The sequence below is a fragment of the Hydrogenophaga sp. ZJX-1 genome (assembly GCF_048590325.1).
GTDB lineage: Bacteria > Pseudomonadota > Gammaproteobacteria > Burkholderiales > Burkholderiaceae_C > Hydrogenophaga.
In genome coordinates this window covers 154528-168978 of record NZ_JBMBRA010000005.1, presented here as the reverse complement: position 1 = coordinate 168978, position 14451 = coordinate 154528, and the positions used below count along the sequence as shown (strand labels likewise).

Sequence of the window (14451 nt, the reverse complement as noted above, 5' to 3'; positions counted from 1 at the left end):
TGCCATGAAACAGTCCGCATCCAAAGTGGTGTCAGCCCTCGTGGCCAGCACTGCCCGTGTCAGCCCCGGTGCATGCCTCACGGCGTGAGCACCACGTACTAGAAGAGGAATCACAGCATGAAAATGGTTTCAGCCATCATCAAGCCGTTCAAGCTGGACGAAGTGCGCGAAGCGCTTTCCAGCATGGGCGTGCAAGGCATCACCGTCACCGAAGTCAAGGGCTTCGGCCGCCAGAAGGGCCACACCGAGCTGTACCGCGGCGCGGAGTACGTGGTCGACTTCCTGCCCAAAGTGAAGATCGAAGCCGCCGTGGACGACGGCCTCGTGGACCGCGTGATCGAAGCGATCGAAGGCGCCGCACGCACCGGCAAGATCGGCGACGGCAAGATTTTCGTCACCGACCTCGAACAGGTGGTTCGCATCCGCACCGGTGAAACCGGCAAAGAAGCGCTCTGATCAACGCCCTGCACAAGAAAGATCACGAACATGAAAAAACTACTTGCAACCCTGTTGTTGGGCGTTGGACTGGCTTTTGGTGGCCTGAACGCCGTGGCCCAGACCACGACCGAAGCGCCGGCCGCTGTCGCAGCACCGGCCGCCGATGCGGCACCCGCTGCCGACGCGCCGGCCGCAGCACCCGCTGCCGAGGCACCGGCTGTTGAAGCCCCTGCTGCTGCTGAAGCGGCACCCGCTGAAGAGGCCGTCAAGGAAACCGTCGACAAGGGCGACGTGACCTGGATGATGATCTCCACCATCCTCGTGCTGCTGATGGTCGTGCCCGGCCTGGCCCTGTTCTACGGCGGCCTGGTGCGCAGCAAGAACATGCTGTCGGTGCTGATGCAGGTGATGGTCGTCTTCTCGCTGATCTCCGTGCTGTGGGCCGTCTACGGTTACAGCCTGGCTTTCGGTGGTGAGGGCCTGATCTTCGGCAACCTCGACAAGGTGTTCCTGAAGGGCATCACGCCCGACTCGCTCGCCGCCACGTTCACCGCTGGCGTGATGATCCCCGAGTACATCTTCATCGCCTTCCAGTGCACCTTCGCCGGCATCACCTGCGCGCTGATCGTGGGTTCGTTCGCCGAGCGCATCAAGTTCGGCGCCGTGCTGCTGTTCTGCGCCATCTGGTTCACGTTCAGCTACATCCCGATCGCCCACATGGTCTGGGGTGCTGGTGGTTACCTGTTCGACAAGGGCGCGCTGGACTTCGCCGGCGGCACCGTGGTGCACATCAACGCCGCCATGGCCGGTCTGGTCGGTGCCTACGTGCTGGGCAAGCGCATCGGCTACGGCAAGGAATCGATGGCGCCTCACAGCCTGACGCTGACCATGGTCGGTGCCTCGCTGCTGTGGGTGGGCTGGTTCGGCTTCAACGCCGGCTCCAACCTGGAAGCCAACGGCGGCACGACGCTCGCCTTCATCAACACCCTGTTCGCCACCGCCGCCGCCGTGCTGGCCTGGTGCGTGGGTGAGACCCTGGGCAAGGGCAAGGCCTCTATGCTGGGCGCTGCGTCCGGTGCGGTTGCTGGTCTGGTCGCCATCACCCCCGCTTGCGGTACCGTGGGCCCCATGGGCGCCATCATCATCGGTCTGGTGGCCGGCTTCCTGTGCCTGTGGGGTGTCTCGGGCCTCAAGAAGATGCTCGGTGCGGACGACTCGCTCGACGTGTTCGGTGTGCACGGCGTCGGCGGCATCGTCGGTGCCTTGCTGACCGGCGTGTTCTCGGCCGGCTCGCTCGGCGGCGTCAAGGGCGACGACTACTCCATCGCCAGCCAGCTGCTGATCCAGGCCGAAGGCGTGGTCATCACCATCGTGTGGTCCGCCGTCGTGGCCTTCATTGCCTACAAGATTGTCGACCTGATCATGGGTCTGCGCGTCTCGGAAGAGTCCGAACGCGAAGGTCTGGACATCACGTCCCACGGCGAAACCGCCTACAACCGCTAAACGGTTCCAGCGCGGCGCGCGACCAGGTTCACCAACCGTCGCCACCGCGTTGTAACCCAGAGTCTCCTTTGGATGTTGACCCCGTGCTGCCGCAAGGCACGCGGGGTTTTTTTCGTTTTGCTCCGTATCATCGTGGCAGGACACCACAACATCAGGAGGAAACCATGTCCCAGGCACTGTCACGCGGGTGGACCGGTCGGATCGCGGCCGGATCCCTTGTTTTTGCATTGACGGCGATCACGTCCATCGCGCTCGCCGCGACGGGCCAGGCCCCAGGGAGCACGGGTGGCCAGAAGGCGCCCAGCAAGGTCAGCTTCATCGACGCGCCCTCCAGCGAGAAACCCGCGGCGCGGGAAAAACGCCTCAAACGCGAGTGCAAGGGCCGGCCCAACGCGGGCATGTGCCTCGGGCACACGCGGTAGTCGCCCTGCCGGGTCCTTGCGCCGCATTTGCAGCCTCGCGTGCAAAAAAATCAAAACCCGCTTCGGTGTGGCCGCTACGATGGCGGCCATGAGTTACAGCCCCACCGACCCCCCCCGCCAGTTGATCGACCAGGTGCGCGCCGCCGCGTCTGCGCGCCGGCCCCTGCGCATCATCGGTGGCGACACCAAGGCCTTTTACGGGCAGCCCGTCGCGGGTGAGCCCGTGTCCACCAGCGGGTGGGCCGGCATCGTGAGCCACGAGCCGAGCGAGCTGGTGGTGACGGTGCGGGCCGGCACGCCGCTGGTCGACCTGGAAGCGGCACTCGCCGAACAGGGCCAGTGCCTGCCGTTCGAACCACCACGCTTTGGCCCCGCGTCCACCATCGGAGGCGCGGTCGCCGCCGGCCTGGCCGGCCCAGCGCGCGCCAGTGCCGGCGGTGTGCGCGACTACGTGCTCGGCGTGCAGTTCATCGACGGCCGCGGCGAGTGGCTCACCTTCGGCGGCCAGGTGATGAAAAACGTGGCCGGTTACGACGTCAGCCGCGTTCTGGCCGGCTCGATGGGCACGCTCGGCATCCTCACCGACATCTCGCTCAAGGTGCTGCCGTTGGCGCCGGCCGAAGCCACGCTCGTGTTCTCGCTGGGCCAGCACGACGCGCTGGAACAGCTGCACCGCTGGGGTGGCCAGCCGCTGCCTTTGAACGCCAGCTGCTGGGTGACGGACCAGACCCAGGCCGAGGCACCCGAACTGCTGTTCCTGCGCCTGCGTGGCGCCGTGGCCGCGGTGGAGTCCGCCTGCGAGCGGCTGTCGCGCGAGGCCGGCGGCCGGCGCATGGACAACGCCGAGACAGGACCCGACTGGGCCGCCTGCCGGGACCAGACCTTGCCGTTCTTCAACGCGCCCGCACCCGATCTCTGCCTGTGGCGCCTCTCGGTGCCGCAGACCGCACCGGTCATTTCGCTGCCCTTTGCGCAACTGATCGAGTGGCACGGCGCGCAGCGCTGGCTCTGGGCGCCTGCGTCGGCGGCGGCAGAGATCCGCAGCGCCGCCGCGGCGGTGAACGGCCACGCGACGCTGTTCCGCGCCGGCGCCGATGGCGCCCCCGGCGTGCCGCGCTTTGACCGCCAGACAGCCGTCATCGACACCATCACGCAACGCCTGCGCGCCGAGTTCGATCCGGCAGGCATCTTCAACCCCGGCCGGATGGGCTGACCCACATGCAAACCCAGCTCTCCCCCGAATACCAGGCGCGCGCCGATGGCCGCGCCGCCGAGGCCATCCTGCGCAAGTGTGTGCACTGCGGTTTCTGCACCGCCACCTGCCCGACCTACCAGCTGCTCGGCGACGAGCTGGACGGCCCGCGGGGCCGCATCTACCTGATGAAGCAGGTGCTCGAAGGCGCCGAGCCGACGCGCAAGACGCAGCTGCATCTGGACCGCTGCCTCACCTGCCGCAACTGCGAAAGCACCTGCCCCAGCGGCGTGGACTACGGCCACCTGATCGACATCGGTCGCAAGATTGTGGACGAAAAAGTGCCGCGCCCGGCGGGCGAAACAGCGGTGCGCTGGCTGTTGAAGGAAGGTCTGCCTTCGCCGCTGTTCGGCCCGGCCATGAAGATGGGGCAACTGGTGCGCGAGCTGCTGCCGGCCTCGCTGAAAAACAAGGTGCCCGCCAAACAGGACGCCGGGCGCTGGCCGACGCAGACCCATGCGCGCAAGGTGCTGATGCTCGCGGGTTGCGTGCAGCCGGCGATGATGCCCAACATCAACTCGGCGACCGCGCGCGTGCTCGACGCCGCCGGCATCCAGACCGTGATCGCGCCCAAGGCGGGCTGCTGCGGCGCGGTGAAGTTCCACCTGAACGACCAGGACGGCGGCATGGCCGAGATGCGCGCCAACATCGACGCCTGGTGGCCGCACATCGAGGCCGGTGTCGAGGCCATCGTGATGAACGCCTCGGGCTGCGGCGTGACAGTGAAGGAATATGGCCACATCCTGCAGTACGACGCGGCCTACGCGGCCAAGGCCGCGCGCATCAGCGAACTGACCCAGGACCTGAGCGAGCTGCTGCCCGCGCTGGTGCCGGTGTTGAAGCCCAAGCTGGCGAAGCAACCCGACGCGAAGAAGGTGATCGGCTTTCACCCGCCCTGCACCTTGCAGCACGGTCAACAATTGAAAGGCGGTGTGGAGCAGCACCTGTCGGCGATGGGCTTCACGGTGATGGTGGCGAAGAACGAGGCGCACCTGTGTTGCGGCTCGGCGGGCACGTATTCGGTGCTCAACCCCACGCTCTCGTACCAGCTGCGCGACCGCAAGCTCGGCCACCTGAGCGAGCTGAAGCCGGATGTGATCACCAGCGCCAACATCGGTTGCATCACGCACCTGCAAAGCGGCACGGCCACGCCGGTGCGGCACTGGGTCGAGCTGCTGGATGAGGCGTTGGCCTGACACCGTCAGGCATTTCCGCACAGGCACCGGCCTGTCCCGCGCCCGGCCTCCACGGCGATACAAATAAGTAACGCCCCTGTCGCCATACGGCGATAAGCTGGGGCCGCGGTGCCATCAGCGTCTGGCGCCGTGCTTTGTGTTCACGACGCCATTGGAGATTTGACATGGGTTTCTTCAGCAACATCCTGGAAAAGTTGGGTATGAAAGAGGCCGCTGCTGCGCCCGTCATCACACCGCCCCCTGCGGCTGCGCCGGCCCCCGCCGCAGCACCCGCTCCGGTCGCCGCGGCCCCGGCAGAGCCCGTGGTCAACCCCATCGCCATGGTGGACGTGGTTGCCCTGCTGACGGAGAAGGCCGCCAAGCACCCGGAGAAACTCAACTGGAAGACCTCCATCGTTGATCTGCTCAAGCTGCTGGGCCTGGACAGCAGCCTGGCCGCGCGCAAGGAACTGGCCAAGGAGCTCTACTGCCCCGACGACAAGATGGCCGATTCCGCCCAGATGAACATGTGGCTGCACAAGAATGTGCTGGGTCACATCGCTGCCAACGGCGGCAACATCCCGAAAGAGCTGCTCTGAGCGTCTGAGCGTTTTCGGATGATCCCCGCGCTCGCCACCCTGCTCGTGTTCCAGCTCATCGGCGAGGCGCTGGTGCGCGCGCTGGCCGCGCCGGTGCCGGGCCCGGTGGTGGGCATGGCCTTGCTGCTGCTCGCGCTGGTGCTGCGGCCTTCGCTGCTCGGCGCCATCAAGCCCACCGCCCAGACGCTGCTGCAACACCTCTCGCTGCTCTTCGTGCCCGCGGGCGTGGGTGTGATGCTGCACCTGCAGCGCCTGGGCGACGAGGCGCTGGCCATCGGCGTGGCGCTGGTGCTCAGCACGCTGGTGGGCCTGACCAGCGCCGCGCTCACCATGGCGTGGTTGATGAAGCGTGTGACGCCACCCGCTGATCACGACCAGGCATGAACGAAGGCCTGCCCCTCGCTGGTGTGGCGGCCGACCGCCTGGCCGATGTCTGGGTCTATCTCTCCGCCTCACCGCTGCTGGGGCTCACGGTCACCCTGCTGGTCTACCACGGCGCTTTCGTGACCTACCGCAGAAGCGGCTTCCATCCTCTGGCCAACCCGGTGGCCCTGTCGGTCATCGTGCTCGGTGCCTTGCTCTGGGTCACGGGCACGCCCTACGCCACCTACTTCGAAGGTGCGCAGTTCGTGCACTTCCTGCTCGGCCCGGCCACCGTGGCCCTGTCGGTGCCGCTGTTCGAACAGCTCACGCGCGTCAAGCGCCTCTGGCTGCCCATGGCGGGTGCGCTGGTGGTGGGCACGCTGGCCGCCACGGTCACCGCCATCGGTGTGGGCTGGGCGCTCGGCGCGTCCAAGGCCACCATCGCGTCGCTCGCGCCCAAGTCGGTCACCGCGCCCGTGGCCATGGGCATTGCCGAAAAGATCGGCGGCCTGCCCACGCTCACCGCCGTGCTCGTGGTGTGCACCGGCATCCTGGGAGCGGCGAGCGCGCGCTATGTGCTGGATGCGCTGCGCATCAAAGACCCGACGGTGCGCGGTTTCGCGCTCGGCACCGCGGCGCACGGCATCGGCACCGCGCGGGCTTTTCTGGTGAGTGAAGAAATGGGCGCCTTTGCCGGCCTGGCGATGGGGCTCACGGCCTTGTTCAGCGCGGTGGCGCTGCCACTGGTGGCGGGCTGGTTGCTGAGCTGGATCTGATCAGATCAGCGCAGCTTCAATGTCCTTGGCCAGCTTCTCGGGCGCGTCCTGGGGTGCGTAGCGTCTGATCACCGTCCCGTCCTTGCCGACCAGGAATTTGGTGAAGTTCCACTTGATGGCTTTGCTGCCCAGCAGGCCCGGGGCTTCGGCCGCGAGCCACTGGTAGAGCGGATGGGCCTCGGGGCCATTGACGTCGATCTTGCTCATCATGGGGAAACTGACGCCGAAATTGCGCTGGCAGAAAGTGGCTATTTCGTCGTTGCTGCCCGGGTCCTGGCTGCCAAACTGGTTGCACGGAAAGCCCAGCACCACCAGGCCACGCGGGCCATAAGTCTGGTGCAACTGCTCCAGACCACCGAACTGCGGCGTGAAGCCACAGGCACTGGCGGTGTTGACGATGAGCATCGGACGGCCGCGAAACTGCTCAAGGGCGACCGGTTTCCCGTCGATGGACAGGGCGTCGAAGTCGTAAATGGTGTGCATGGAGGCTCCTGAAAAGCAGGGGCCACTATGGCAGATCGCACACACCCTGTGCGCTGCGCGGGAACTGGATCACGTTCGCGCACGCGGGGAAGCGTTAACCCCCTCAGGGTATGCACCAAAAATAGGCATACTCTTGATCGGTAGTTCCTTTGTGTTCGTTGGAGACGTTTGAATGGCTGTTGCCTATACAGTGGCCCTGGTGGGTTTTGCGCAGAACGAGTCGGCGACCTTCGAGTCGTTTTTCCGGCTGGCCGCTCGCCGGCCGCCTGCATACAACGTTCAGGACGAGGTGATGGATGCACAGATCCTGATCGTCAACGCGGACAACACCCAGGCACTGCACCTCGTGCGCTATGCCGAGTTGCCGGGCAAGGTGCTGCTGGTGGGACACAACGATGGGGGCACAGGCTGGCCCCTGCAGCGCAAACCCGTCAAGCTGGTGTCGGTGCTGGCGGCGATGGATGAACTGGTGGGTGTGAGGCAACCGGCCGCTGCCCGAAACAGTGCCCATGCACCGGTGTCACCCCTTCAAGGCGCCGATCGTGGCTTCGCGCTCACCGAGCCGGCGGACAACCGCAAAGTGCCCTTGGCGCCCGCTGCCCGGCTTCGGCCGCGCTCGGTTGACACAGAGTTTCCACCCACGCGGCCCATGGTGCGCAGCCGTGGGGCGCCCGTTTCCCACACGTCCCCCCACCCGACGGTCGCGGTGCGCCCTTCGCGCATGCCGCGACCCGGGGTGATGGGTTTGACCGACTTTGGTGGCCTGGATGTGTTGCCCACGCTCACGGCGGTCGCCCGTTCGACGGCCTCGCGGTCCACACGCTCCGCGGCCGAACGCAGCAAGGCGCCAGTGCCCGACGTCCAGCGGGGCGACGCGCTGCTGGTGGCTGAAAGCCTGGTCGAAGGCCGCATCCTGCACAAGCGTTTCAAACGCTACAACCTGGCCATCGACTGGTCGCGCGAGGCCGCTCAGTCACTGGCGATGCTCAAGGCCCATCCCTACCGGCTGGTGATCATCGACCGGCTCAATGGTGAGCCCGACGCCTATCAGGTCTGTCGCAGTGCCAAGCAGCGCAAGCTGCCCAACGGGCAGAGCCCGGTGGTGGTGATGTTTGCGCCCAGTGCGGGCAGCATGGACCGCCTGAAGGCGGGCCTGGCGGGCAGCGACGCCTACCTGTCGCGCTCGGTGGGGGAGGGCGAGCTCTACAAGGTGCTCGCACAGCACCGCCTGGTCAGCCTGGACGGTTTCGAAAAGACCAATATCAGTTTTTGATCCCCCCGCGCCGCGCGGCGCGGGGGTGGGTCACCCATGGAGATCATCGCGGCGTGCGATTTCCATCAGGCGTTCGAGTTCGTGCGGGTGCGCGCGCTGGTTGTGCTGGTGCCACTTCATGATCAGCCACATGAAGCCCGCGACCACCAGACCAAACGCGGTGATGGCGGCGAAGGCCGACAGGCCGGCGGCCGTGGAGAAGCTGTAGAGCGCGCCGAGGCTGAGGATGCAGGCCTGTTCGTTGAAGTTCTGCACGGCGATGGAGCGGCCGGCACCCATCAGGTTGTGGCCCCGGTGCTGCAGCAGGGCGTTCATCGGCACCACCAGGAATCCGCCCAGTCCACCCAGCAGCACCAGAAACGGCGCGGCGATCCAGACGTTGTCGATGAAGTTCATGCAGATCACCAGCACGCCCATGGCAATGCCCAGGGGCATCACCCGCGTGGCCTGGTCCAGCCGCATGCGCAGCGAAGCCACCACGGCACCCACGGCGGTGCCCAGCGCGACCACGCCGACCAGCGATGACGCCTGGGTGGTGCTGTAGCCCAGCGCCGCGCCGGCCCAGGCCAGCACGATGTAGCGCAGGTTGCCCGAAACGCCCCAGAACAGCGTGGTGGTCGAGAGCGAGATCTGCCCCAGGTGGTCGCGCCAGAGCCGGCTGTTGCAGCGCCAGAAGTCGGGCAGCAGGGCCAGCGGGTTCGTGGGCATGTGGCGGGGCGTCACGCCCGTCAGCGGGATGCGGGTGTTGAACCAGGCGGCAAGGGCATAGACGATCACCAGCGCGCCGATCGCCGCTTCGGCCGGGTGCGTGATGCCGGTGTGCAGCAGCGGCACATCGATCGCCAGCAGGCGCGACGAAATCCAGGGGGCGACCAGTTGCCCGCCCAGCAGCACGCCCAGGATGATGGAGGCGATGGTCAAGCCCTCGATCCAGCCATTGGCCTTGACCAGTTGCGAAGGCGGCAGCAGCTCGGTGAGGATGCCGTACTTGGCGGGTGAGTAGGCTGCGGCGCCCAGTCCCACCAGCGTGTAGGCCAGCAGTGGGTGCACACCCACCAGCATCAGCAGACAGCCCGCCACCTTGATGGCGTTGCTGATGAACATGACCTGCCCCTTGGGCTTCGCGTCGGCAAACGCCCCCACAAAAGGGGCCAGAACCACGTAAAACAAGGCAAACAGGGGCACCAGTGCGGCACTCTGCCATTCAGGTGCGCCGCGTGAACGCAGCAACTCGATGGCAGCCACGAACAGCGCGTTGTCAGCCAGGGAGCTGAAAAACTGCGCCGTCATGATGGTGTAGAAGCCGCGCTTCATGGATTTTTTTGGTCTTTTGCGGCTTGACGGCCCAGGCAGAAGGCCGTGGGGATGGGTGAGCGAGCGACCTCTGGTCTCCAATGAGGTGTTGGTTATAGCACGCCAAATGTGACAGCTTGTAATACCAAGTGTGTATTCCGTGGGGCCGTGTGTGGGCCGGTTTTGGGTGCCGAGGAGTTCCCGCTGTGGCGGTTCGCGTGTGCCAGTTTGGCGCAGCTGTTCCCTCGCAACGCAGGGCCTGCCCAACGCCCGGCGCCCGCCCGGGCCACCCCTGGGGCCGGGCCGACCCGGTGGCGCCCGCGCGTTGTGGGGCTGGGCGTGAACAGCGTCACGGTGGGCCGCCGTTCCAGGGGGCGGCGTCGGCCCGTCGGCTGGCGTGGAACGGCAATTGCGGTCCGGGCGGCATCCGGGGTGTCTGTGTCACACCCGGATGGCCTCACCCCAATTCAAACAACCGAGGAGACAAACACCATGATCAGTATCGACAAGGCGCTGCTGCGGCAACTGCTGTTGATCGAGCGCCCCTGGGAGGTGCGCGAGTACCAGTTCGACCCACGCAAGCGGCGCTGCGACGTCTGGGTGGCGCCGGAGGTGGAGCGCGGCTGGTTCGGGCGCGAGCGCAAGCCGGCGGCTTCCACGCTGACCTGCTCCTGGCGCCACCTGTCCATCGGGCCGATCAAGTGCCATCTGCACGTCGCGTTGCCGCCGGGGCAGGAGCACCCCGGCCTGGAGTGGCTGGGCGAGCCGGGCATGCCCTTCACGCGAGCGCTGTCGCAGCGCGTGTTCGCACTGTTCAACCAGGGCGTGTCGCTGCAGTCGGTGTGCGCGCTGATGGACCTGAGCCTGCAGGACGTCTGGCGTTACCGCTACGCCATTGACAGCGGCAGGCCCAGCGGGGTCGCCGAGGCACCCGTGCCAGCGCAGCCGGCGGTGGTGCCCCGCGCGACCTGGGCCGACGAGCCCGGGCACCCGAACGTGCCCGACCTGACCGATCCGGTCTGGCTGCGCCTGCTCAACGCCGACCTGGGTCTGGACATCAAGGTGCTCAGCCTCAAGCTCATGCTCACCCGCGTGCGCTCCCAGCTCGAACTCATCAACGACGAGGAAGTTCGCCTGCTCAAGCTGCGCGAACTGCACCGCTACTTCGTGAAGAACGAACGCGTGCTCACCCACGAACTCGCGCAACTGCGCCAAGGGTAAGGAGCCCTATGACGACCCCCCAACCCCGATCTTCCAGCGCCGTGCCAGCCGGTAGCGGCGTGTTGATGAGCCTGGAGCAGGCCACGCAGGCGATCCGCAGCGGCGCGGTCCTGTGCCTGGCCGCCGACGAGGCCCTGCTGCGCCAGTTGCCGCGCGGCAACTGGACCGCCGGCAGCATTCCTTATTTCATGGGGCAGGACGGCGGCGAGGCCTCGCGCCAGAAGCTGTTCGTGAGCGAGTTGCCCGTGCTGGACGCGGCGCCCACGCTGCGCTGGTACGGCGAGCAGAACCTGGAGCAGGTTGCGCTGGACGCGCCCGCGCACGGCCTGAGCGTGTTGATCATTCCGGCGTTCTCCGGCGTGCATTCGCTGTACGCGCGCCAGGCGCCGAGCTACGAAGACATGTACCTCAAGCCCCTGGTGGGCTGGATCGCCGGCGTGCACCTCGACGACCTGGGCAGCGCCGCGCCCGTGGTGGCCAATGGCCAGACGCTGGAATTCCGCAGCGATCAGGCGCTGGCCCTGCACCTGCCGCTGCCCGAGAGCGTGTATCCGCGCATCGACATCGTCAACCTGTTCCAGCCCGGGCCGGGTGACACGATCCGCTTTCCCTCCACCGGCTTTTCGGCGCGCGAGGCCTACGTCAACGGCCAGCTGCGCGACTTTGCCCAGTACCTGGGCGAGCGCGCCATCGACACCCGTCTGCCCCTGGTGGCCGACTACTCGGGCGCCCTCGTCAACGTGTCCTTCAAGGGGGTGGACGCTGCCCATGGGCAGGTGGACTTCTACGCGCCGGTGTTCGACGACGTGGAGTACCGGCTGGCCCAGCCCGTGCCCGACGCCGCCCGGGCATTCGGCCAGGGTCTGCCGGCCGACGCACGCGCCGCCGGCTGGAGCTGCAACTGCATCCTCAACTACCTGCACGCCAACCTGGAGGGGCAGCGCACCGGCCCGCTCACCGGGCCCATGACCTTCGGCGAGATCGCCTACCAGTTGCTCAACCAGACCCTGGTGTACGTGAGCCTGGAACGCAGCTGAAGGGGCCGGAGGCCGGTTCCAGAAGGCCGGCTGCTGGCCGATGAAATCGACCCAGCCGGGCCCTGGAACCGGGTGGGCAGGCTGACGTGGAGGGCCGTATTTGTGCGAAAGTCAGCCGGTTCATCCCCGTGGCCCGGTCGCTCCGGCTACCCCTTTGCACCCGACTTCGCACCCAAGCACCATGCCCCGCCCCATTCTCGCCACCGTTCACCCCGATGCCTTGCGCCACAACCTGAACCAGGCCCGCGTGCGTGCGCCCGATGCCCGGGTCTGGGCGGTGGTCAAGGCCAATGCGTATGGCCACGGCATCGAGCGCTGCTTTGACGCGCTGCGTTCGGCCGACGGCTTTGCCCTGCTCGATCTGACCGAGGCCGAACGCCTGCGTGCGCTGGACTGGCGCGGCCCCATCCTGCTGCTCGAAGGCGTGTTCGAACCGCGCGATCTGGAACTGTGCTCGCGCCTGCACCTGTGGCACGCGGTGCACTGTATTGAACAGATCGACTGGCTCGCAGCCCACAAGACACAGGTGCCGCACCGCGTGTTCCTCAAGCTCAACAGCGGCATGAACCGCCTCGGCTTCACACCCACCGCCTTCCGCGCCGCCTGGGCGCGCCTGAACGCGCTGCCGCAGGTGGAAGAAATCTCGCTCATGACCCACTTCAGCGACGCCGACGGTCCACGCGGCGTTGCCCACCAGGTGGCCGTCTTCGAGCAGGCCACGGCCGACCTGCCGGGCGAACGCACCCTGTGCAACAGCGCGGCCCTGCTGCGCCATGCCAGCACCCCGCTGCGCGGCGACGGCGTGACGACGCTGGCCGGCGACTGGGTTCGCGAAGGCATCGCCCTGTACGGCTGCGCACCCGACTACCCGGAAAACACCGCCGCGGGCTGGGACCTGCAGCCCACGATGACCCTCGCCAGCCGGCTCATCGGCGTGCAGCAGCTGCAGCGGGGCGACACCGTGGGCTACGGCTCGGCCTTTGCCGCCGAAGCCCCCATGCGGGTGGGCGTGGTGGCCTGCGGCTACGCGGACGGTTACCCGCGCCACGCGCCCACCGGCACGCCGGTGCTGGTGGCGGGCGTGCGCACCCGGGTGCTGGGCCGCGTCAGCATGGACATGCTCGCGGTGGACCTGTCACCGCTGGACGCGGCGGGCGTGCCGGCCGGGTTCGGGACCGAGGTGGTGCTGTGGGGCCGCTCGGTTTCGGGGGCGGTGCTGGCGGCGGATGAAGTGGCGGCTTCGGCCGGTACGATCGCTTACGAGCTGTTGTGCGCGGTGGCGCCGCGGGTGCCGTTTTCGCCTCCGCCGTGATCGGCTGAGGGGCAGGGCGGTCCAGGCAAAGGCGCAATATCCCTGCTTTGGGATTCGGTTGCTATTGTACCCCTGGGGGTATGTGTGTATACTACGACCCGTATAGGAGAAAGCCATGCCCGTCCATTTCACCCGACCCGTTTCAAAGCCCCTCAAAACCACCGTCCTGGCGCTGGCGCAGTGGCAGCCTGCCCAGCGCCGGCTCGTGCTCGGCGCCCTGTCGCTCAGTCTGATCGCCGGTGCGGCGGTGCTGATGGCGGGGTCGGTCAGGGCGGCCGGTGAGGCGCAGGCCGCCGTCGGGCCCCAGGTGCCGGTGATGACGCTGGGCGCGCAGGCCGTGGGCGCCGGCCTGGAGCTGGACGGCAGCCTGCAGGCCGTGCGCCAGAGCGTGCTCTCGGCCCAGGCTTCGGGCCGCATCGCCACGCTGTCGGTCAAGGCCGGCGATCGCGTCCAGGCGGGTCAGGTGCTGGCCGTGATCGACGACCGAGCCACCCAGGCGGGCGTGGCACAGGCGCAGGCGGGTTTTGCCCAGGCCGATGCCAACCTGGCCAACGCCAAGGCGGCCTACGAACGTTCGCGCGATCTGCGCGCCCAGGGTTTCCTGGCCCAGGCCGCGCTGGACACGGCGCAGGCCCAGTACAAGGCCGCCCAGGCCGCTGCCGCCGCCGCCCGTGCCGGCCAGACCCAGGCCAGCGTGGCCCAGGGCTTCACGCGGCTGACCGCACCCTACGACGGCTGGGTGTTGCAGACGCACGCCGAAGCCGGTGGGCTGGCCATGCCTGGCACCCCGGTGCTCACGGTCTATGCGCCGCAGCCGATCCGTGCCGTGGTGCATGTGCCGGCTTCGATGCAGACGCTGGCCCAGCAGGCGCAGCGCGTCGAGGTGCAGCTGCCGGGAACCAGCCAGTGGGTGGCGCCCGCGAGCAAGACCAGCCTGCCCGCAGCAGACCCGGTGTCGCAGACGGTCGAATGGCGGCTCGACCTGAGCGCGGCCGACGGCGCCAGCCAGGTGCCTGGTCGCCAGGTGCGTGTGCGCTTTGTCGGCGGCACGGCGCAACCCGACAACCAGCGCCTGGTGGTGCCCGAGTCGGCGCTGCTGCGCCGCGGCGAACTCACCGGCGTGTACGTGGTGGCCACCCGCGGCGAGGGCCAGCCCGCAGGCTTCGCGCTGCGCGCGGTGCGCACCGGTGCCTCGCACGGAGCCGCTGGCGTCGAGATACTGGCTGGCCTGAAAACCGGTGACCGCGTGGCGCTGGACCCGGTGCGCGCCGGTCTGGCCGGTGCCCAGCCTGCAGCGAAATAAG

General features: G+C 67.6%; 15 protein-coding genes. 13 read left to right on the top strand and 2 right to left on the bottom strand.

The features are described from left to right. Positions 1-117: 117 nt before the first annotated feature. From ACN5W5_RS15815 to ACN5W5_RS15780, 8 genes are all read left to right on the top strand, one after another. Positions 118-456, top strand: coding sequence for a P-II family nitrogen regulator (locus ACN5W5_RS15815; RefSeq protein WP_177136805.1), 339 nt, complete (start codon positions 118-120; stop codon positions 454-456). Positions 457-486: 30 nt separating this feature from the next. Then, on the top strand, positions 487-1941 hold the full coding sequence (locus ACN5W5_RS15810; protein WP_420049448.1) for an ammonium transporter: 1455 nt from the start codon (positions 487-489) through the stop codon (positions 1939-1941). A 164-nt stretch (positions 1942-2105) separates the two neighbouring features. Continuing rightward, on the top strand, positions 2106-2363 hold the full coding sequence (locus tag ACN5W5_RS15805) for a hypothetical protein (protein WP_420049447.1): 258 nt from the start codon (positions 2106-2108) through the stop codon (positions 2361-2363). Between the two features lie 88 nt (positions 2364-2451). Continuing rightward, the gene (gene glcE, locus ACN5W5_RS15800; protein ID WP_420049446.1) at positions 2452-3576 is read left to right on the top strand and encodes a glycolate oxidase subunit GlcE; all 1125 of its coding nucleotides are present in this window, start codon (positions 2452-2454) and stop codon (positions 3574-3576) included. Positions 3577-3581: 5 nt separating this feature from the next. Then, positions 3582-4811, top strand: coding sequence for a glycolate oxidase subunit GlcF (gene glcF / locus ACN5W5_RS15795; RefSeq protein WP_420049445.1), 1230 nt, complete (start codon positions 3582-3584; stop codon positions 4809-4811). Between the two features lie 164 nt (positions 4812-4975). Further along, positions 4976-5389 (top strand): DUF3597 domain-containing protein, encoded by a 414-nt coding sequence (locus tag ACN5W5_RS15790; RefSeq protein ID WP_177136810.1) that lies wholly within the window; start codon positions 4976-4978, stop codon positions 5387-5389. 18 nt (positions 5390-5407) lie between these two features. Further along, positions 5408-5773 carry a CidA/LrgA family protein gene (locus tag ACN5W5_RS15785; protein WP_420049444.1) on the top strand — a complete coding sequence of 122 codons (366 nt, stop codon included), beginning with the start codon at positions 5408-5410 and terminating at the stop codon, positions 5771-5773. Then, positions 5770-6528 (top strand): LrgB family protein, encoded by a 759-nt coding sequence (locus ACN5W5_RS15780; protein ID WP_420049443.1) that lies wholly within the window; start codon positions 5770-5772, stop codon positions 6526-6528. The genes ACN5W5_RS15785 and ACN5W5_RS15780 overlap by 4 nt, the downstream gene beginning before the upstream one ends. Here ACN5W5_RS15780 and ACN5W5_RS15775 read toward each other — a convergent pair whose 3' ends face one another. Then, positions 6529-7011, bottom strand: a complete 483-nt coding sequence (locus ACN5W5_RS15775; RefSeq protein ID WP_420049442.1) for a glutathione peroxidase — start codon at positions 7009-7011, stop codon at positions 6529-6531. Positions 7012-7183: 172 nt separating this feature from the next. Between ACN5W5_RS15775 and ACN5W5_RS15770 the strand changes: the two genes are divergently transcribed. Further along, positions 7184-8284 carry a hypothetical protein gene (locus ACN5W5_RS15770; RefSeq protein WP_420049441.1) on the top strand — a complete coding sequence of 367 codons (1101 nt, stop codon included), beginning with the start codon at positions 7184-7186 and terminating at the stop codon, positions 8282-8284. 30 nt (positions 8285-8314) lie between these two features. Here the strand turns inward: ACN5W5_RS15770 and lplT are convergent, their stop codons facing one another. Next, the gene (gene lplT, locus ACN5W5_RS15765; RefSeq protein ID WP_420049440.1) at positions 8315-9598 is read right to left on the bottom strand and encodes a lysophospholipid transporter LplT; all 1284 of its coding nucleotides are present in this window, start codon (positions 9596-9598) and stop codon (positions 8315-8317) included. A gap of 471 nt (positions 9599-10069) precedes the next feature. On the opposite strand from lplT, the gene ACN5W5_RS15760 reads away from it, so the two are divergent. The 4 genes from ACN5W5_RS15760 (at position 10070) to ACN5W5_RS15745 (ending at position 14450) form a co-directional block, all read left to right on the top strand. Further along, positions 10070-10798 (top strand): hypothetical protein, encoded by a 729-nt coding sequence (locus tag ACN5W5_RS15760; RefSeq protein ID WP_420049439.1) that lies wholly within the window; start codon positions 10070-10072, stop codon positions 10796-10798. A gap of 8 nt (positions 10799-10806) precedes the next feature. Then, positions 10807-11835 carry a DUF6976 family protein gene (locus ACN5W5_RS15755; protein ID WP_420049438.1) on the top strand — a complete coding sequence of 343 codons (1029 nt, stop codon included), beginning with the start codon at positions 10807-10809 and terminating at the stop codon, positions 11833-11835. Between the two features lie 181 nt (positions 11836-12016). Further along, the gene (gene alr, locus ACN5W5_RS15750) at positions 12017-13147 is read left to right on the top strand and encodes an alanine racemase (protein WP_420049437.1); all 1131 of its coding nucleotides are present in this window, start codon (positions 12017-12019) and stop codon (positions 13145-13147) included. A gap of 115 nt (positions 13148-13262) precedes the next feature. Next, positions 13263-14450, top strand: coding sequence for an efflux RND transporter periplasmic adaptor subunit (locus tag ACN5W5_RS15745; protein WP_420049436.1), 1188 nt, complete (start codon positions 13263-13265; stop codon positions 14448-14450). The last annotated feature ends 1 nt before the right edge of the window (position 14451 follow it).

What these genes read in the sequence shown, in the direction of transcription:
- ACN5W5_RS15815 (WP_177136805.1), top strand. Translation starts at nt 118, where the DNA reads ATGAAAATGGTTTCAGCCATCATCAAGCCGTTCAAGCTGGACGAAGTG.
- ACN5W5_RS15810 (WP_420049448.1), top strand. Translation starts at nt 487, where the DNA reads ATGAAAAAACTACTTGCAACCCTGTTGTTGGGCGTTGGACTGGCTTTT.
- ACN5W5_RS15805 (WP_420049447.1), top strand. Translation starts at nt 2,106, where the DNA reads ATGTCCCAGGCACTGTCACGCGGGTGGACCGGTCGGATCGCGGCCGGA.
- glcE (WP_420049446.1), top strand. Translation starts at nt 2,452, where the DNA reads ATGAGTTACAGCCCCACCGACCCCCCCCGCCAGTTGATCGACCAGGTG.
- glcF (WP_420049445.1), top strand. Translation starts at nt 3,582, where the DNA reads ATGCAAACCCAGCTCTCCCCCGAATACCAGGCGCGCGCCGATGGCCGC.
- ACN5W5_RS15790 (WP_177136810.1), top strand. Translation starts at nt 4,976, where the DNA reads ATGGGTTTCTTCAGCAACATCCTGGAAAAGTTGGGTATGAAAGAGGCC.
- ACN5W5_RS15785 (WP_420049444.1), top strand. Translation starts at nt 5,408, where the DNA reads ATGATCCCCGCGCTCGCCACCCTGCTCGTGTTCCAGCTCATCGGCGAG.
- ACN5W5_RS15780 (WP_420049443.1), top strand. Translation starts at nt 5,770, where the DNA reads ATGAACGAAGGCCTGCCCCTCGCTGGTGTGGCGGCCGACCGCCTGGCC.
- ACN5W5_RS15775 (WP_420049442.1), bottom strand. Translation starts at nt 7,011, where the DNA reads ATGCACACCATTTACGACTTCGACGCCCTGTCCATCGACGGGAAACCG.
- ACN5W5_RS15770 (WP_420049441.1), top strand. Translation starts at nt 7,184, where the DNA reads ATGGCTGTTGCCTATACAGTGGCCCTGGTGGGTTTTGCGCAGAACGAG.
- lplT (WP_420049440.1), bottom strand. Translation starts at nt 9,598, where the DNA reads ATGAAGCGCGGCTTCTACACCATCATGACGGCGCAGTTTTTCAGCTCC.
- ACN5W5_RS15760 (WP_420049439.1), top strand. Translation starts at nt 10,070, where the DNA reads ATGATCAGTATCGACAAGGCGCTGCTGCGGCAACTGCTGTTGATCGAG.
- ACN5W5_RS15755 (WP_420049438.1), top strand. Translation starts at nt 10,807, where the DNA reads ATGACGACCCCCCAACCCCGATCTTCCAGCGCCGTGCCAGCCGGTAGC.
- alr (WP_420049437.1), top strand. Translation starts at nt 12,017, where the DNA reads ATGCCCCGCCCCATTCTCGCCACCGTTCACCCCGATGCCTTGCGCCAC.
- ACN5W5_RS15745 (WP_420049436.1), top strand. Translation starts at nt 13,263, where the DNA reads ATGCCCGTCCATTTCACCCGACCCGTTTCAAAGCCCCTCAAAACCACC.